General features: G+C 65.5%; 13 protein-coding genes. 5 read left to right on the top strand and 8 right to left on the bottom strand.

Features of this window, described 5'->3' with window-relative positions:
- The 3 genes from ruvA to NNX35_RS07875 all read right to left on the bottom strand — a co-directional run bounded on the left by ruvA (position 1) and on the right by NNX35_RS07875 (position 2,068).
- Positions 1–627 (bottom strand): Holliday junction branch migration protein RuvA, encoded by a 627-nt coding sequence (ruvA, locus tag NNX35_RS07885; protein WP_255766348.1) that lies wholly within the window; start codon positions 625–627, stop codon positions 1–3.
- 73 nt (positions 628–700) lie between these two features.
- Positions 701–1,300: a crossover junction endodeoxyribonuclease RuvC gene (ruvC, locus tag NNX35_RS07880; protein WP_255766349.1), complete on the bottom strand. Its 600-nt coding sequence runs from the start codon at positions 1,298–1,300 to the stop codon at positions 701–703.
- Positions 1,301–1,309: 9 nt separating this feature from the next.
- The gene (locus tag NNX35_RS07875; RefSeq protein ID WP_227921280.1) at positions 1,310–2,068 is read right to left on the bottom strand and encodes a YebC/PmpR family DNA-binding transcriptional regulator; all 759 of its coding nucleotides are present in this window, start codon (positions 2,066–2,068) and stop codon (positions 1,310–1,312) included.
- A 278-nt stretch (positions 2,069–2,346) separates the two neighbouring features.
- On the opposite strand from NNX35_RS07875, the gene NNX35_RS07870 reads away from it, so the two are divergent.
- The 3 genes from NNX35_RS07870 to NNX35_RS07860 all read left to right on the top strand — a co-directional run bounded on the left by NNX35_RS07870 (position 2,347) and on the right by NNX35_RS07860 (position 5,479).
- Complete coding sequence (locus tag NNX35_RS07870; protein WP_255867441.1) at positions 2,347–3,618, top strand: Mur ligase family protein; 1,272 nt, start codon at positions 2,347–2,349, stop codon at positions 3,616–3,618.
- Positions 3,615–4,361: a type 1 glutamine amidotransferase gene (locus NNX35_RS07865; protein ID WP_255867440.1), complete on the top strand. Its 747-nt coding sequence runs from the start codon at positions 3,615–3,617 to the stop codon at positions 4,359–4,361. Before NNX35_RS07870 ends, NNX35_RS07865 begins: the two co-directional genes overlap by 4 nt.
- A gap of 98 nt (positions 4,362–4,459) precedes the next feature.
- The gene (locus tag NNX35_RS07860) at positions 4,460–5,479 is read left to right on the top strand and encodes a hypothetical protein (protein WP_255867439.1); all 1,020 of its coding nucleotides are present in this window, start codon (positions 4,460–4,462) and stop codon (positions 5,477–5,479) included.
- A 137-nt stretch (positions 5,480–5,616) separates the two neighbouring features.
- On the opposite strand, the gene NNX35_RS07855 is transcribed toward NNX35_RS07860, so the two are convergent.
- Positions 5,617–7,131 (bottom strand): HNH endonuclease signature motif containing protein, encoded by a 1,515-nt coding sequence (locus NNX35_RS07855; RefSeq protein ID WP_255867438.1) that lies wholly within the window; start codon positions 7,129–7,131, stop codon positions 5,617–5,619.
- A gap of 361 nt (positions 7,132–7,492) precedes the next feature.
- Between NNX35_RS07855 and NNX35_RS07850 the strand changes: the two genes are divergently transcribed.
- Positions 7,493–8,212 carry a class I SAM-dependent methyltransferase gene (locus NNX35_RS07850; protein ID WP_255867437.1) on the top strand — a complete coding sequence of 240 codons (720 nt, stop codon included), beginning with the start codon at positions 7,493–7,495 and terminating at the stop codon, positions 8,210–8,212.
- 200 nt (positions 8,213–8,412) lie between these two features.
- Positions 8,413–10,437, top strand: coding sequence for a M3 family metallopeptidase (locus NNX35_RS07845; RefSeq protein WP_255867436.1), 2,025 nt, complete (start codon positions 8,413–8,415; stop codon positions 10,435–10,437).
- A gap of 101 nt (positions 10,438–10,538) precedes the next feature.
- Here NNX35_RS07845 and pgsA read toward each other — a convergent pair whose 3' ends face one another.
- From pgsA to NNX35_RS07825, 4 genes are all read right to left on the bottom strand, one after another.
- Positions 10,539–11,156 carry a phosphatidylinositol phosphate synthase gene (gene pgsA / locus NNX35_RS07840; protein ID WP_255766356.1) on the bottom strand — a complete coding sequence of 206 codons (618 nt, stop codon included), beginning with the start codon at positions 11,154–11,156 and terminating at the stop codon, positions 10,539–10,541.
- Between the two features lie 3 nt (positions 11,157–11,159).
- Positions 11,160–11,744 (bottom strand): HIT domain-containing protein, encoded by a 585-nt coding sequence (locus tag NNX35_RS07835; protein ID WP_227921255.1) that lies wholly within the window; start codon positions 11,742–11,744, stop codon positions 11,160–11,162.
- Positions 11,745–11,759: 15 nt separating this feature from the next.
- Positions 11,760–13,772 (bottom strand): threonine--tRNA ligase, encoded by a 2,013-nt coding sequence (gene thrS / locus NNX35_RS07830; RefSeq protein ID WP_255766358.1) that lies wholly within the window; start codon positions 13,770–13,772, stop codon positions 11,760–11,762.
- A 75-nt stretch (positions 13,773–13,847) separates the two neighbouring features.
- Complete coding sequence (locus NNX35_RS07825) at positions 13,848–17,273, bottom strand: DNA polymerase III subunit alpha (RefSeq protein ID WP_255867435.1); 3,426 nt, start codon at positions 17,271–17,273, stop codon at positions 13,848–13,850.
- Between the last annotated feature and the right edge of the window lie 12 nt (positions 17,274–17,285).

The following is a 17,285-nucleotide window of genomic DNA, read 5'->3' as shown; positions in this document are numbered from 1 at the left end:
TCAGCCGGCCTTTCGGCGCGAGGACACCCGGGCGCCGTCGGTCCCGAGGCGGCGCAGCGTCAGTTTCAGGATTTCCCCGACGTTGCCGGCGGCAGCGACGTCGGGATGCTCGGCGGCGGTGTCGTCCATGGCGGCGGTGGCGTCCTTTTCGGACCAGCCGAGGCCGGTCATTGCGGCCAGGACCTGTTCCTGCCAGCGCGGTGCCGCCGGGTTTTCCACGGTGCCGTGCGGCACCAGCTTGTCGGCCAACTCGAGGACAATGCGGCGGGCACCCTTGGGGCCAATGCCGGAGACCTTGCTGAAGGCCTTGTCGTCCCCGGTGGAGGCGGCCACCCGGATGGCTTCAGGAGTGTGGACCGCCAGGACAGCGAGGGCGATCCGCGGACCCACGCCGCTGACGCCGAGGAGGATTTCAAAGACCTCGCGCTGGTCCGCGTCGCTGAACCCGTACAGGGTCATGGAGTCCTCGCGCACGATCATGGCGGTATGGACGCTGGCTTCACTTCCCGTGCGCAGCGAAGCCAGGGTCTGCGGGGTGGCCTGGACGAGCATCCCGAATCCGTGGACATCAATGACGGCAGAGGTAAGGCCCACGTGCGAAACGACCCCGCGGAGGGAACTGATCATGAAGGAACTCCAGAGGCTGTATAGAACATATCTACGAATACCCTACTTGCTGGCGCCCGCATTCCCCTGCTGTTCAGTAGCTTCCGCGTTTTGCCCGCGCTTCCGCTTCGGCCCACAGCCGCTGGGCCGGAGTTAACCCGGTCGCGGGTGCCGTGCCCCGCGAGGCGGAGCCGGCGGTGGGTCCGGGACCGGCGACGCCGCGGCGCCAGGCGTGGGTGATCGCCAGGGCAAGGGCGTCGGCGGCGTCGGCGGGCTTGGGCATCTCGTCCAGCCGCAGGATCTTGGTCACCATCTTGCCCACGGCGTCCTTGTTGGCCGAGCCGGAGCCGGTGACCGCCGCCTTGACCTCAGTAGGCGTGTGCAGGGCGACCGGGATGCCGCGCCGGGCAGCGGCGGCAATAACGACGCCGGACGCCTGGGCGGTACCCATCACCGTGCTGACATTGAGCTGGCTGAAGACCCGTTCCACGGCCAGGACATCGGGCCGGTGGGTGTCCAGCCACAGATCGATGGCTTCGGAAATGACCAGCAGCCGGGCGTCAAGCGCCGTTCCGGCCACTGTGCCGACAACTCCGACGGCCACGAGGGTGGCCCGGCGGTTTCCCTCGACCTCAACTACTCCAAGGCCGCAGCGGGTCAGGCCGGGGTCCACCCCCAGGACGCGTAAAGACACAGGTACGTCTTAGTCGTCTTCTTCAAGCTCGGCCATTACGGCGGCCGGGATATCAGCGTTGGAGTAAACGTTCTGGACGTCGTCGAGGTCTTCCAGCGCATCCACGAGCTTGAGGAACTTGCGGGCAGCATCCGCATCCAGTTCCACATGCATGGACGGAACGAATTCGGCTTCATCGGTTTCGTACTCGATGCTCGCCTCTTCCAGCGCACCGACGACGGCGCGGAGGTCCTGCGGCTCGGAGATGATCTCGAAGTTCTCGCCCGATTCCTTTACTTCATCCGCACCGGCGTCAAGGACGGCCATCAGCAGATCGTCTTCGGTGAGGCCGTTCTTGGGCAGGTTCACTACGCCCTTGCGGGTGAACATGTAGGCGACGGAACCGGGATCACCCATGTTGCCGCCGTTACGGGTCACGGCAAGGCGGACCTCGGAGGCTGCACGGTTCTTGTTGTCCGTGAGGCACTCGATCAGGAGGGCGGAGCCCTGCGGTCCGTAGCCCTCGTACATGATCGTCTGGTAATCGACGGCCTCGCCGAGCAGGCCGGCGCCGCGCTTGACCGCACGGTTGATGTTGTCGATCGGCACCGACGTCTTCTTGGCCTTGGAAACGGCCAGTTCAAGGGCCGGGTTGCCTGCCATGTCGGCTCCGCCGGCGCGTGCTGCAACTTCGATGTTCTTGATCAGCTTGGCGAAGGACTTGGCGCGCTTGGCATCAATTACGGCCTTCTTGTGCTTGGTGGTTGCCCATTTAGAGTGGCCCGACATGCTCTACGCTTCTCCTCTGATCGATAAAAAAGTCCGGCTGCTTGCCACCCGTCCAGGACTCCGGGGAACCCGGCCCGAACAGGGAGACCAGCTAAGCTTCCCGAACGCACTGCCACAATTCTAGCGACCGAATCCGTTTCCGGGGCCGGAAACGCTTCCGCGCTCCCGGCCGGCGTCGGATAAGGACGGATAAAACACCTCTGACCTGTCACGATGCGTGCAGCCTCACGCCTTGCGGAACGGTGCCGTATCAAGGGTGTGCGCTATATTCAGTAACCATGAGTTCTTTCTCCATCCTGGTCGGAAAACTGGTCCGCAGTGCCTCCAAACTGCGTGGCGGCGGTTCCGCCCTGCCCGGCCTGGTAGTGGAGAAAATCGATCCCGATTTCATTCGCCGCACCCTCGCAGACCTGCCGCTCGGCGTCGCCGTCGTCTCCGGAACCAACGGTAAGACCACCACTACCAAGATGGTGGTGGAGCTGCTCGAGAGCCAGGGGCTGAAGGTTTTCACGAACCGCACGGGCAGCAACTTCACCCGCGGCGTTGCGGCAGCCCTGCTGGGCGAAGTGAACCTGCGCGGACACCTGGATGCGGACATCGCCGTCCTGGAGCTGGACGAGGCGCACGCCGTGCACTTCGTGAAACTGATCCAGCCGCGCTACAGCCTGCTGCTGAATGTCCTGCGTGACCAGCTGGACCGGTTCGGCGAGATCGACAAGACCACCCGCCTGCTGGAATCCATTGCCCGCGCGACCACCGAGACGGTGGTCCTGAACCGCGAGGATCCACGCGTGGCGGGCATCGCCGATTCCCTGAACGGCCAGCGTGCCGTGTACTTCGGGCTCGATGCCTCGCTGCGCAGCACCTTCCCCAACGACGACGAGATGCGCGGCAGCCGTGCCGAAGCGCTGGCCGCAACGCAGGAGGCCGACGTCGTCCTTGAACGCGTGAGCGAGACGGACGCGGATTTCCTGGTCGACGGACAGGTCCGCACCTCCGGGTTGAAGCTGCGCGGCGTTTACAACATCTTCAATGCCGCCGCTGCCCTCGCCTTTGCGCGCACGATCAAGGGCAAGGACCTCGACTCCGACGCGCTGTTCGAGGCGCTTGCCAATGTGGAGCCTGCCTTCGGGCGCGGCGAGTCCCTGACCGTCAACGGCCAGCCGCTGGAGCTGGTGCTGGTGAAGAATCCCAGCGGCTTCCGCCTGGGCCTGAAGTCCTTTGCCGCCCACGGCTATTCGACGATGATCGCCATCAATGACAATTACGCCGACGGCCGCGACATGTCCTGGCTGTGGGACGTCGACTTCGAGTCCCTGGCCGAGGGCGGCGTCGACGTCGTCAGCGGCGTGCGCGCCTACGACATGGCGTTGCGGCTGAAGTACGACGACGTGCCGGTGCGCACCATCGAACCGGACATCACGGACGGACTGAAGCGTTTCATCAAGGACTCCCCCGGGGTTCCCATGCGGATCTTCTGCACGTACACGGCCATGCTGGCCGTACGCCGGGAACTCTCCAAGATCACGAAGGTAGAGGTGGTCTCATGACCGAGGACCGCACAATCAAGATCCTGCAGCTGTACCCGCGGGAAATGAACATTTACGGCGACTGGGGCAACGTGCTGGTGCTCAAGCAGCGCCTGAAGTGGTACGGCTACCAGCCTGTCGTCGAGGAGTACAACGCAGGGGACGAGTTCCCTGCCGACGTCGACATCATTGTCGGCGGCGGCGGGCAGGACAGCGGACAGGTGGTGATCCAGCAGGATCTCCAGCAGTTGGCTCCCACCCTGCAGTCACTGGCCGACGACGGCCTGCCGATGCTGGTGATCTGCGGCCTGTACCAGTTGTTCGGACGGTTCTTCAAGACGCATGAGGGTGCGCTTATTCCGGGAATCGGCATCCTGGACATGGAGACCCACGGAGGTGACGTGCGGTTGATCGGCAACGTGCTTTCCGTCAGCGAAGAGTTCGGCGAGATCCACGGCTACGAGAACCACAGCGGCCAGACGTTCCTCGGTCCGGGTGTGAAGCCGCTGGCGGAGATCCGCAAGGGTGAGGGCAACAACACCAAGGACAGCACCGAGGGCGCACGGTACAAGAACGTCGTGGCCAGCTACCTGCACGGTTCCCTCCTTCCCAAGAACCCGGCAATTGCGGACTTCCTGATCGAAAAGGCAGCCACGCGGAAGTTCGGCAGCTTCTCCCCTGCTCCCCGTTCGGAACAGGACCTGGCTGATCTGTCGAGGCTCTCGGAAATGGCACGCCAGCACGCCGGGCAGCGGCCGCGCTAGCGTCTCTTGCCGGGCATTGGGCGGCTTCCCCCGCTGATGGTCCGGCAAGAGCATTTGATCCGCCGCGCGGAGCCGGCACCGGGCCTTAGGGTGTACTGATGACGGTCCGTATAGATGAAGCCCAAGCGATCTCTTCTATACTCGACGGGCTGGACGATGCCAGCGTGCGGATGCTTATCCATGATGCTGATCAAGTAGGCATCGGTATCGGGGGAACAACCAAGACAGTGCGCATCGGTGAATCCACTGTCTTCGTGAAACAGCTCCCGCTGACAAGCATCGAAGAAGCGGATCCCACCGCCACTGCAAGTCTGCTCCGGCTTCCCTTCGTTTCCCACTACGGCATAGGAAGCCCTACCCACGCGGTCGGGCGGGAGCTGGCAGCACATCAGGCGACGACCGAGTGGGTTCAAACGGGAGTGGCGGACTTCTTCCCGCTCCTGCTCGGCTGGCGAGTCATTGATCTGAAATGCGAGGCAGACCTTAGCGAGTTCGACGGCGATGCGTCTCCCCGCCAGTGGGGGCCACATTGGCCTTCGGTCCAGAGCAAGCTCACCGCGATGAAGAACGCGTCCAAAAGCATGGTGTTCTTCCTTGAGTACGTGCCCGAGACTCTGGGCGCCTGGGTGCGCAGAAGCCTGGTCGAGGGCACTGGGGCGACCGTCTTTCCTGAAGTTGTCGACCAGCTCCTGAAAACCACAGCGTGGATGAACAGCCAGGGATTCCAGCACTTTGACGTGCACCCCGGGAACATCCTCATCCGGGACGGCAGACTGCTCTTCACCGACTTCGGCCTGGCGCTCCACCGCGACTTCGACCTCACTGCGGAGGAAGAAGCATCCATGCTCACGCATGACGGCTTTGACCGCGATACCGCCCTGATGCACCTGTTCCACTGGACGTTATTTGAACTCGGTTATACCTCCGGCCCGCAGCGTCTGGAGCTGTTGCGTGCTGCCGCCGCTGACCCCACTACGCCTGCGCTGGAGCCAGTTCGAGCCGCACTCGGCGCCGGCGCCGACCGAATCGCGCAATATGCGGGTGTCGCTGTCCATATGACCGAGATGTTCCGTGCCCTCACGGGAGATGCCCTCGCAGCGCGATACCGACAGCGATAGGTGCTCAATACTGGGCCCGGATCGGAACCACCCGCCAGCTCGGCGTCCCGGTCAGGGATCGGCTACGGGGACATCCATAATCGACGGTGCAATCAAAGCGCTGCACGCACCTGCCGTTTAGCGTGCGGCTCAAATGATCAATCGTCCGGCAGCGGCGGCGCCGTGGATTGATAGGAGTATCCAGTCGGCGTGGTGATTTCGACCGTGTGCCGGCCCGAACTTCCAACACTCCTTGCCCTCCAGCCTGGTGCTTCCTTGGCCTGGTTGCAGGCTTCGCACAGGCCCTGCAGGTTTTCGGCGTTTGTACTCCCGCCGATGCGGTGCGGACGGATATGGTCGCGGTGCCGTATTGGGGCGTTGCACCACGGTGTCCGGCAGGTTTGATCCCTCGCGGAGATGAACCTGGCCAGGGAATCGGGGACGTACCGCGCCTTGGAATCCATGGCGATCAGCTCTCCGGAGGTCGGCGCCGTATAGAGGCGGCGGAGCCAGAGATCCGGTGACGCTGATTCTTCGTGTCGGCTCGCGGGGTCCTTACGTCCGGCTTTGGGTGTCGAGGCGCTGCCGCTTGCGGCCAGGCCACCACCAGCCCTGCCAGTTGCAGCTTTCCGCACCGCGTCCCGCGCCCACGTGGCCGGCACCGCGCCGTATCCGCTGAGATAGGCCGGTTCGTTCGAACCCGCCAGCAGCGTACGGTCGGTCATAACAAGCTGGACCTCCAACGGCACCCGGTCCGCCTGGGTAAGCCCTGTGATTCTTTCCACCATCGTGTCCGCCATGATCTGGCCGCGTCCGCGTGAATCGCCCCGTGCCCGGAGGGAATCTGCTTCACGGCTGAGGGCTGCAAAGACTGCGACTCCCTGTGCCACCGGCAGCAGGCCGGTCAGGTAGGTCATGGTGTCCGGTGCGGGTCGGCAGGAAACATAGCGGTCCGCCTGCGCCTTGGCTGCCCGGCGGACCAGCGCTTCCTGATCGATCCGGTAAGTCAGTTTCCGGATCCGGCCGATCAGGCGTCCGTCGCCCAAACCCTCCAGCCCTGCGGGGTCTCCAGCTACCTCGCGGTCCACCAAACGACGGTCGGATACTGAAAGGCACGCCGTCTCGCGGACCAGCAGCGTGGCCCGCCATTCGTTGAGTCTGCCCTCGGACAGCGCCCGGAGCGTGCACGGCATTTCATGCGCAAGTGCTTTGGAGAAGCCAAGAATCCGCCCGCCGCGGGCAGGCGATTCGCGCCGGGCGAGGGCAATTTGAGCAGCTACTCCTCTCCCCTGCTGCTCCAGGGGAACCCCGGAGCGGGCATGCGCCGCACGGACGGAAGCATCGAAAGCGGCGGCGACCCGGACCTGGGCTGCTGCAGCAGCGGCCTTGAGCTCTTCGAGTACGCGCAGCCGGCTTATCAGACAGGCATCTGTATCGGAGGCGATTTCCTCCAGGACCCGCCCGGAAGACAGCTCGGTGATCCACGTGGCGACCTGCGGGGATGACGGTTCGTTGCCGCAATACGCCTCGCTGAGGGTTGCCGGACCAGGGCGCTCACGGCTGGGTGGCGCGGACGCCGGACCGTTACTGCCACAGTGCTGCCCAGCGGGTGTACCGAAGCAGGGCTCAGCACCATGAACAGATGGTGGATAGTCCCGATTTGATTCGAACATGTGTTCGATGCTATGGACTTCCGATCAACGCTGCAATAGGAGTTTTCGTCCTTGTGGAAAACTACCCGCACCCTTGGGTACCCCCGCCCTGACTTGGGAAAACACGTGAAAGGGTCGGTCAGGATCCTGCCGCGCTCTGCCGGTTCGCGGTGCTAGTTGGAGGCGTGCCCTCGTCGGCGCGGAGGCTGGTCTGGATCCGCCGACGTCGGCCGGGCGGCCCGCCGCCGGCGAGTCCCGGGCCCGCCTGTCGCCGCCGCCGGCCCCGAACCGGGGTCCGGGACGCGTGCTACCGTTCAGGCGCGTACCCAGACCGAAGCTGCCCTGCTCCCCTAGTGAAAAGCCCCCGACTGAAACGAACCGCATGAGCACATCGAAGCCCGCTAACTACTATGCCGTCCCTGAACTTGCGGCCGCATATGATGCGGACAGCAAAGCCCGGCAGGACCTGCAGTTCTACCTGGCACTGGCCGCCGAGACGGGAGCCCGGCGCGTTGCGGACCTCGGAGCGGGAACCGGCCTGCTGTGCAGCCTGCTGGCCGGGCAGGGGTATGAGGTCACCGGAGTCGAGCCTGAACAAACCATGCTTTCGCTCGCGGCCGCCCAGCCGCATGCCGACGCCGTCACCTGGATTCGAGGAACCGCGGAAAACCTGCCGGAAGCCTGGGCAGATCTGGTGTTGATGACCGGACATGTCGCGCAGTACTTCCTTGATGACACCGCATGGGTGCAGGTGCTCACCCATGCCGGACGAGCGCTCAGGCCCGGAGGCAGGCTCGCGTTCGAAGTACGCAACCCGGATGTTGAAGCCTGGCGCCGGTGGGAGGGCACGCACAGCACCAGCCGGGGAACAGTCACCCAGACCGTCCGGCGGCAAGACGACCTGGTCACGCACACCGATACCTGGACCGACGGTTCCGGAACGCGGACGACGATCGAGACCCTCCGCTTCCCTTCCTGGGACACGGTTACCGCCGGTTTGGAAGCCGCAGGACTTACGGTCGACCAGTGCTGGGGCCACTGGGACCGAAGCCCGGTGCGACGGGATTCACCGGAGTGGATCTTTCTCACCGAAGCGGTTTAACCCGTCCGCACGCCACACGCCTACCCTCCCCCGCCGTCCTGCGTCACCAGCACCGCCGCAGGACGAATACCCAAGTTGCGTTTCATGAACTTCCCCACGCATCTCCCCAGGTCCGCGGGCTGCGGCAGCGGGGAATCGGACCGGTCCTACTGCAGTGCCAGGTTGGAGCGGGATGCCCCGCTGTGCCAGTCTTGGGCCTTATGGACAACCCTTTCCTTTACCCGAGTAGCCTGCCGTACCAGCTGCCCCCGTTCGAGCAGATCAACGAAGACGTTTTCCTGCCCGCCTTTGACTCCGGAATTTCCGGGCATGCCGCCGAGATTGACCGTATTGCCGCGAACCCGCAGGCACCGGACTTCGAAAACACGATCGAAGCCCTGGAATTATCGGGCCAGGAGCTGGGGCGCACCGCCGTCGTCTTCTTCACCCTCTGTGCCGCTCACGCCACGGACGGCGTGCAGCGGATCCAGCAGCAGATCGGCCCGCGGCTCGCCGCGCACGAGGACACGATTTACCTCAACCGGCAGCTCTTTGCCCGGGTCGAAGCCGTCGCGGAGAACCTCGCCGGCTTGGACGATGAACAGGCACGCCTCGTGTCCGAGTACCGCCGCCGCTTTATCCGCGCCGGAGCGCAGCTCGATGACGCCGGGCAGGCCCGCATGCGGGAGCTGAACGCCCGGCTTTCGGAACTGGGCACGGACTTTTCCCAGCGCCTGCTGAAGGACACCAACGATTCGGCCCTGGTGGTGGACGACGCCGCCGAACTGGACGGCCTGCCCGACGACGACATCGCCGCAGCAGCGACCGCTGCGGCGGAAGCGGGACACGACGGTAAGTTCCTGCTGTCCCTCGTGCTGCCCACCCCGCAGCCGGCCCTGGCGTCGCTGACCAACCGTGAGAGCCGCCGTCGGCTGCATGAGGCAGCCCGAAACCGCGGTTTCCGGAACAATGACGGGAACACGCTTGCAATCGCGGCGGAAATGGCCGCGCTTCGGGCGGAAAAGGCCGCACTGCTCGGGTTCGCCAACCATGCCGAGTACGGCACCGATGACCAGACCGCACCGTCCCTAGACGCGATCCACGCCATGCTGGACAAGCTCGCCCCTGCAGCCGTCCGCAACGCCAAGGCCGAGGCTGAAGAGCTGCGCGAAGCGGCCCGGCGGGACGGACACGAGCTGGCCGCCTGGGACTGGGCGTACTACTCCGAACAGGTCCGCCGGGAGAAGTTCAACGTCGACTCCTCCGCCCTGCGCCCGTACTTCGAACTGGAACGCGTCCTCACTGACGGCGTCTTCTACGCCGCGAACCGGCTCTACGGACTGACCTTCACCGAACGGACGGACCTCACTGGCTATCACCCGGATGTCCGCGTCTGGGAAGTGAAGGACGACGACGGCACCGGGTTGGGACTGTTCCTGGGCGACTATTACACCCGGGACACCAAGAACGGCGGCGCCTGGATGAATTCCCTGGTCCACCAGTCCCGGCTGCTGGAAGCCCCGCCCGTGGTCATTAACAACCTGAACATTTCCAAGCCCGCGGCCGGTGAGCCGACGCTGCTCACCTTCGGCGAAGTGGTTACGGCATTCCACGAGTTCGGCCATGCGCTGCACGGATTGTTCTCCGACGTCACGTATCCCCAGTTCTCCGGCACCGCCGTACCGCGCGACTTCGTTGAATACCCGTCACAGGTCAACGAGATGTGGATGCTGTGGCCGGAGGTGGTCAGCAACTTCGCCAAGCACCACGTCACCGGGGAGCCGCTGCCGCAGGAGGAAATCGACAAGGTGAATGCGGCGGCCGTCTGGGGCGAAGGGTTCTCCACCACCGAGTACCTGGGTGCCGCCCTGCTGGATCTGGCCTGGCACGAACTCGCACCAGGCGAAACGGTGCAGGATCCGGAAGCCTTCGAGGCCGCGGCCCTGGCGGCGGCCGGCGTCGACCTGGACCTGGTTCCCCCGCGATACCGCACCGGATACTTCAAGCACATCTTTGCCGGCGGCTACGCGGCCTCGTACTACGCGTATATCTGGAGCGAAGTGCTCGACGCCGACACGGTCGAGTGGTTCCGGGAAAACGGCGGCCTGACCCGGGAGAACGGGGAGCGTTTCCGGACGGAACTGCTGTCCCGCGGCAACAGCATCGACCCGCTGCAGGCGTTCCGGAACTTCCGTGGACGCGATGCGCAGATCCAGCCGCTGCTGGACCGGCGCGGTCTGGCCTAGGCCCCCGCTCCCGCAGCCGCAGCCGCAGCCGCAGGGACCATAAACAGAAGGCGGGAACCGGATAACCGGTTCCCGCCTTCTGTTGCGCCTAATAAGCCTGCCTAGGCAGGGTTGGCCATCCGCGCCTGCTTCCGCACGGTGTGCATCCGCTGCCCGATGGTCACGCAGCTGGCCAGGGTCAGCAGGATCAGGACCACCAGCAGCAGGACCTCGGGGACGCCCAGGCCCACCAGCCCGGTAGCGACCAGCAGGGAGACCAGCCGCTCGGCCCGCTCGGCAATGCCGACGTTGGCGGAGAAGCCCAGCGACTCGGCCTTGGCCCGGATGTAGGAAACCAGCATGCCGACTACCAGGCAGAGGATGGCCGCGATGCCGATCGCGTCGTTGCCGCCGCCGGTGAAGAACCAGATGGCGACGCCGGCAAACAGGGCGCCGTCGGCGAAGCGGTCGAGGGTGGAATCCAGGAACCCGCCCCAGCTGCCCTTGCGCTGCTGCTGCCGGGCCATGATCCCGTCCACCACGTCGGAGAAGATGAAAACGGTGATGAAGATGGTGCCCCAGAACAGCTCACCCAGCGGATAAAAGACCAGTCCGCCGATCATCACACCGAGCGTGCCGGCAATGGTGACCATGTCCGGGGTTACGCCGCGGCGGAGCAGCCAGGTGGCCAGCGGGGTGAAAACGGCAGTGAAGAATCCCCGTGCGTATTTGTTGAGCACGCGTCAGTCCTCGCTGTCCGGGCCGGAGCCCTCTTCGGGCCAGGCATCGGCCACTTGCCGGCGCACGTCGCCCAGGGTCTGGGTGATGGCCTTGGTCTGCGCGATGATCGGCAGGAAGTTTCCATCACCGCCCCACCGCGGAACGATGTGCTGGTGCAGGTGGGCGGCGATCCCGGCCCCGCCGGTTTCCCCCTGGTTCATGCCCAGGTTGAAACCGGTGGGGCTGGACACCTTCCGCAGCACGCGCATGGCGGTCTGGGTGAGAGCCGCGATCTCCGCCGTCTCCTCCGGGTCGATGTCCGTGTAGTCCGGCACATGCCGGTACGGGCAGACCAGCAGGTGGCCGGCGTTGTACGGGAAGAGGTTCAGGATCACGAAGGCGTGCCGGCCGCGGTGGACAATCAACGATTCCTCGTCCGACCGCTCCGGAGCGGCGCAGAACGGGCAGGTCTCCTTCGAGGAGACCTGCTTCTGCCCGCCCTTGATGTAGGCAAGCCGGTGCGGGGTCCAGAGCCGCTGGAATGCGTCGGGGACACCGGCGAGTTCGAACGTGTCCGTCACCGCGGCGTCGTCAGGCTGTTCTCCCATTGCGTCCCCGCCGCCCTACTTGTCCCGGTTACGGACGGCTTCGACAATCCGCTTGACGGCCTCTTCAACGGGTACGCCGTTGTCCTGGCTGCCGTCCCGGAAGCGGAAGGAGACGGCGCCGGCCTCGGCGTCGTCGCCGCCGGCGATCAGGACAAACGGGATCTTGTCCTTGGACGCGGTGCGGATCTTCTTCGGGAAGCGGTCGGTACCGGTGTCCACCTGGGCGCGGATGCCGTGCGCCTTGAGCTTGTCGACGACGTCGAACATGTAGTCGTTGAAGGCTTCGGCCACGGGGATGCCGACCACCTGCACCGGTGCCAGCCAGGCCGGGAACGCGCCGGCGTAATGCTCGGTGAGCACGGCCATGAAGCGTTCCACGGAACCGAACAGGGCGCGGTGGATCATGACGGGGCGCTGGCGGGTGCCGTCGGCGGCCTGGTACTCGAGCTCGAAGCGCTCGGGCAGGTTGAAGTCCAGCTGGATGGTGGACATCTGCCAGGTGCGGCCGATGGCGTCGCGGGCCTGGACGGAGATCTTCGGGCCGTAGAAGGCTGCTCCGCCCGGATCCGGGACCAGGTCCAGGCCGGAGGCTTCGGCAACCTCGGCGAGGGTGCGGGTGGCTTCCTCCCACACATCGTCGGAGCCGACGTACTTCTCCGGGTCCTTGGTGGACAGCTCCAGGTAGAAGTCATCCAGGCCGTAATCCTTGAGCAGGTCCAGCACGAACTTCAGCGTGGTGGTCAGCTCGTCCTTCATCTGCTCACGGGTGCAGTAGATGTGGGCGTCGTCCTGGGTCATGCCCCGCACGCGCGTCAGGCCGTGGATCACGCCGGACTTTTCGTAGCGGTACACGGAACCGAATTCGAACAGCCGCAGCGGCAGCTCGCGGTAGGACCGTCCGCGGGAGCGGAAGATCAGGTTGTGCATGGGGCAGTTCATCGGCTTCAGGTAGTAGTCCTGGCCGGGCTTGGTGACCTCGCCGGTCTCCGGATCGGTAACCTCATCCACGTGCATGGGAGGGAACATCCCGTCGCGGTACCAGTCCAGGTGGCCGGAAACCTCGTACAGGTGGCCCTTGGTGATGTGCGGGGTGTAAACGAACTCGTAACCGGCCTCGGTGTGGCGCTGCCGGGAGTAGTCCTCCATAGCCTTGCGGATGATGCCGCCCTTGGGATGGAACACCGGCAGGCCCGAACCCAGCTCATCCGGGAAGGAGAACAGATCCAGTTCGGTGCCCAGCTTGCGGTGGTCGCGGCGCTCGGCTTCGGCCAGGCGCTCCTGGTAGGCCTTCAGTGCGTCCTTGGTGGGCCAGGCGGTGCCGTAGATGCGCTGAAGCTGCTGGTTCTTCTGGTTGCCCAGCCAGTAGGCGGCGGCGGAGCGGGTCAGGGCGAAGGCGTTGGAGATCAGTTTGGTGTTGGGCAGGTGCGGGCCGCGGCACAGATCGCACCAGACGACGTCGCCGGACTTGCGGTCCACGTTGTCGTAAATGGTGATCTCGCCGGCGCCGACCTCGATGCTGGCACCTTCGCCGGCTTCCTCGGCGCCGTCCTTCTTGCCCAGCAGTTCAAGCTTGTACGGCTCGTTCTTCATGGCTTCGCGGGCTTCGTCTTCGCTGACCACGCGTCGGGCAAATTTCTGGTTCGAGTTGATGATCTTCTGCATCATCTTCTCGAGGGTCTTCAGGTCCTCCGGCGTGAACGGCTCGGCAACGTCGAAGTCGAAGTAGAAACCGTCCTTGATGTACGGGCCGATGCCCAGCTTGGCGTCCGGACGCAGCTGCTGCACGGCCTGGGCCATGACGTGCGCGGTGGAATGGCGCAGGACATTCAGTCCGTCTTCGGACTCAATGGTGACGGATTCCACGATGTCGCCCTGCTCCAGCGGCGTATCCAGGTCCTTGAGGACGGAGTGCACGCGCATCACGACGACGTCGCGGCGTTCGAAGAAGAGCTGAGCACCAGTGGTGCCAGTATCCACCGTGGTCTCTTCGCCGTCGACGATGAGGGTGAACTTCTCTGGCACTGACACGGTTGTCTCCTAGATTTCGTTGTACGGCGTCTGCTGCACGGCCTGGACACGGCCGCACTTCCGCCCGTACCGATGTTATCCGCTGCGCTTGGACCCCACCAACATGCCGCGCTGGCGGCCGGGTTTCGGAAGCGAGTCCGTGTCCGCCAGGTTCCATGCTTCGAGCGCCTGGAGGCTGATGCCCCGCGGGCCGGTGCGGCGGGTCAGCCCGCGGACCAGCAGCAGTTCCGTGCCGAAAAGCAGCGGACCGGATTTCTCCTGCGCCTCGTGGAAGAACGTGCAGTCGATGCAGCCCGTGCCGTCGTCGAGGCTGATGAACACCACCCGGCGTCCCCCGCGCATGGGAGGCGTCTGCGTGGCCACCCGGATCCCGGCGACCAGCACCTCGGTCCCGTTGCGCAGGTCCAACAGTGCTTCCGCGGGCGTGACGCCCAGCCCGCGCAGCAGCGGACCGTAGCTTTCCATCAGGTGCGCACTGACGTCCACGGACAATAGGTCCAGTTCGGTGCGGACCTTTTCCCGCAGCCCCGGCTCCGGCAGGTGGCGGTGCAGGTTCGCCAGCTCGGTATCCCCCAGCGGCAGGGCCAGCTGCCCGGGAATCGGATCGTGCTTCCGGGACGCGGACTTTGCCGGCGCGGCGTCGAGGTACTGGATCAGGTCCGCACGGCTGCCCTCGGAGCCGGTCTGCTTGCTGAGCGAATCGAAGGCACCGAGCTGCGCCAGCCGGCGCAGGGTGGGCCGGGAGACCTTCGCGCGTGCCCTCAGGTCCGCCAGGGAGTCATAGGGCTGCCCGGCGGCAATGCGCTTTAGCTCGACGGCGGACAGCCCGTAGATCCCGGCCAGGGACAGCCGGATCCCCAGCCGGCCGTCGTCGAGCCGTTCCACCCGGTAGGTTTCGCCGCTGCGGTTGATGTCCAGGGGCAGGATGGGGATGCCCATCCGCCGGGCCTCGGCGACGAGCAGCCGGCGTGGGTACATTCCGGGATCGTGTTCGAAGATGCCTGCGAGGAACGCCGCCGGGTGGTGTGCCTTCAGCCATGCCGACTGGTAGGTGGGCACGGCGAAGGCCGCGCCGTGGGCCTTGCAGAAGCCGAAGCTGCCGAAGGCCTTGAGTGTGTCCCAGACCTTGTCGATGGTCTCCTGCGTGTAGCCGCGGGCGGCGGACTTGCTGCGGAAGTATTCCTCTACTCCGGGCTCAGCGGATTCGTTGCCCAGCAGGCGGCGCAGTTCATCCGCCTTCGCCAGCCCGCAGCCGGTAAAGACGTTCAGCGTCCGCAGCACCTGCTCGTGGAAAACCGTGACGCCGTGGGTTTCGGCCAGCACCGGGCGCAGTGCCTCGTGCGGATAGACCTCCGGGGAGAAACCGTGCCGGTGTTCCAGGAACGGCCGGACCATGTCGGATTTCATCGGCCCGGGCCGGAACAGGGAAATGTCGATGATCAGGTCGTTGAACTCGCGCGGCGCCAGCTTGCCCACCAGCTCGCGCTGTCCCGGGGATTCGATCTGGAAGCAACCCAGGGTGTGCGTGCTGCGGATGAGTTCGTAGGTGGGTTCGTCGTCGAACGGCACGGCGTCGAGGTTGATCCGTCCGTCGGGTTCAACGAACTCCGGGTCCGGCTTCTCCGGCCCGTCCCGATGCTTCCCGGCGGCAATGACCTCTTCACGGGAGGAGTGCACACGCACTACTTCGCGGACGGCAAAGGCCATGGCGCTCTGCATCCGGACACCCAGCACGTCGAGTTTGAGCATGCCCATGGGGTCCATGTCGTGCTTGTCGAACTGGGACATGGGCAGGCCCAGGCCGCTGGGCTGCACGGGGGTTCGGTCCAGCAGGGAGGTGTCCCCCAGGATCACTCCGCACGGATGCATGGAAATGTGCCGGGGCAGCCGGTCCAGGCGTTCGGTGAGGTCCACCAGCAGGTCCAGCTGCTGGTTCTTTTCCACCTGGCCGGAGAATTCGCGCAGTTCGGGCTTTTCCGCGAGCGCCTCGCGGAAGTTGCGGGCCGAGAAACGCCATAGCTGTTTAGCCACAGCGCCGATTTCCTCCTCGGGCATGCCCAGCGCCAGTCCGGCGTCGCGCACCGCTCCGCGCGCCCGGTAGCCGTTCTGCATGCTCATCAGCGTGACCCGTTCGGAGCCGAAGCGTTCGAAGATGCGGTGATAGACGTTGTGCCGCTCGGCGCTTTCCACGTCTATGTCGATGTCCGGCAGCGTGGAGCGGTCCCGGGAGAGGAAGCGTTCAAAGATCAGGTCGTGGTCCAGCGGGTTCACGTGGCTGACGCCCAGCAGGTAGTTCACCAGTGAGGAGGCCCCCGACCCCCGGGCTGCGGCGCGTACCCCCATTCCGGTGATCATGGCGGAGACTTCCGCAACGGTGAGGAAGTACGAGGCGAAGCCCAGCCGCTCGATGATGCCCAGCTCGTGTTCGAGCCGGTTGCGCAGTTCCACCTCGGCAATCGAGTCCCGGGCGCGCAGCCTGCGGGTGATCCCCGCCTCGCAGCGCTGGCGCAGTTCGATCATGGGTTCGGCCTCGATGCCGATCACCGAGGCCTCGGGTACCACGGGCTGCTTCCATCCCATATCTGCCACGGGGTCTATCCGGCAGCTATCCGTGAGCGCCGCAGTGTCGGCCAGCATCCGTGCCGCTCCCGAGGAACCGTAGCCTGCCTCGGAGCTGATCTCGCGGGCCAGCGCAGTCATCTCCCGTGCCCCCTTGAGCCAGCCCTGCCCGTTGGGCTGCCGGTCCGGAAGGTGGGAGAGGGAAGTCAGCGAGCGCGCGGCGTCGAGCACGTCAGCGGTGGCGGCTCCATCCTCGTCCACGTAGCGCACGGCGTTGGTGAGGATGCCTGGCACGCGCATCTCATCGGCCAGCCGGAACATGCGTACGGCGTGGGCAAGGCTGAGGTTCTCCCCCGGGGCGGACAGATGGGTAACCACCTCGACGGCGAGCGCCCGGGCAGGGATCAGCGAGCGCCAGCGGCCGAACAGGGTGCGGGCAACGGCGTAGCTGCGGCTGCGCATGGCCTGGCCGACGTCGGACTGCGGGCCGACGAGGACGGTCAGGACCGGTTCGGCCTCCACATCGGAGACACCTTCCCCTGCTCCTGCGCCGCGGACGTACCCTGCGAGCTGCTCCATGGTGACGCCTACCGGTTTGCCGGCGCGTGCCCGGGAGGCGGAGGTGGCGGCGTGCGCGGCGGAGATCAGCCGGCACAGGGCACGGTAGCCCGCTCCCCCGGTATGCCCGTGGGCGAGAATGACCACCCGTCCCGTGACGGCGTTGCTGCCATCCAGCACGGCCAGGTCCACGCCCACGATGGGATCGATGCCCGCCTCCATGCACGCACGCAGATGCTTGACCGTTCCATAGAGCCCGTCCCGGTCGGTGCAGGCGAGCGCATCCGCACCGTCGGCCGCTGCGGCCTGCGCCATCTCCTCCGGCCAGGACACCCCGTAGTGGGCGCTGAACGCAGTGGCTGCGTGCAGGTGGGTAAAGCTCATTGCTTAGGCACT

The sequence above is a fragment of the Arthrobacter sp. zg-Y844 genome (assembly GCF_024385465.1).
Taxonomy (GTDB): domain Bacteria; phylum Actinomycetota; class Actinomycetes; order Actinomycetales; family Micrococcaceae; genus Arthrobacter_B.
The sequence above is the reverse complement of the archived record's forward strand: the minus strand, read 5'-3'. Positions and strand labels throughout refer to the sequence as shown.

What these genes read in the sequence shown, in the direction of transcription:
- ruvA (WP_255766348.1), bottom strand. Translation starts at nt 627, where the DNA reads ATGATCAGTTCCCTCCGCGGGGTCGTTTCGCACGTGGGCCTTACCTCT.
- NNX35_RS07875 (WP_227921280.1), bottom strand. Translation starts at nt 2,068, where the DNA reads ATGTCGGGCCACTCTAAATGGGCAACCACCAAGCACAAGAAGGCCGTA.
- NNX35_RS07870 (WP_255867441.1), top strand. Translation starts at nt 2,347, where the DNA reads ATGAGTTCTTTCTCCATCCTGGTCGGAAAACTGGTCCGCAGTGCCTCC.
- NNX35_RS07865 (WP_255867440.1), top strand. Translation starts at nt 3,615, where the DNA reads ATGACCGAGGACCGCACAATCAAGATCCTGCAGCTGTACCCGCGGGAA.
- NNX35_RS07860 (WP_255867439.1), top strand. Translation starts at nt 4,460, where the DNA reads ATGACGGTCCGTATAGATGAAGCCCAAGCGATCTCTTCTATACTCGAC.
- NNX35_RS07855 (WP_255867438.1), bottom strand. Translation starts at nt 7,131, where the DNA reads ATGTTCGAATCAAATCGGGACTATCCACCATCTGTTCATGGTGCTGAG.
- NNX35_RS07850 (WP_255867437.1), top strand. Translation starts at nt 7,493, where the DNA reads ATGAGCACATCGAAGCCCGCTAACTACTATGCCGTCCCTGAACTTGCG.
- NNX35_RS07845 (WP_255867436.1), top strand. Translation starts at nt 8,413, where the DNA reads ATGGACAACCCTTTCCTTTACCCGAGTAGCCTGCCGTACCAGCTGCCC.
- NNX35_RS07835 (WP_227921255.1), bottom strand. Translation starts at nt 11,744, where the DNA reads ATGGGAGAACAGCCTGACGACGCCGCGGTGACGGACACGTTCGAACTC.
- NNX35_RS07825 (WP_255867435.1), bottom strand. Translation starts at nt 17,273, where the DNA reads ATGAGCTTTACCCACCTGCACGCAGCCACTGCGTTCAGCGCCCACTAC.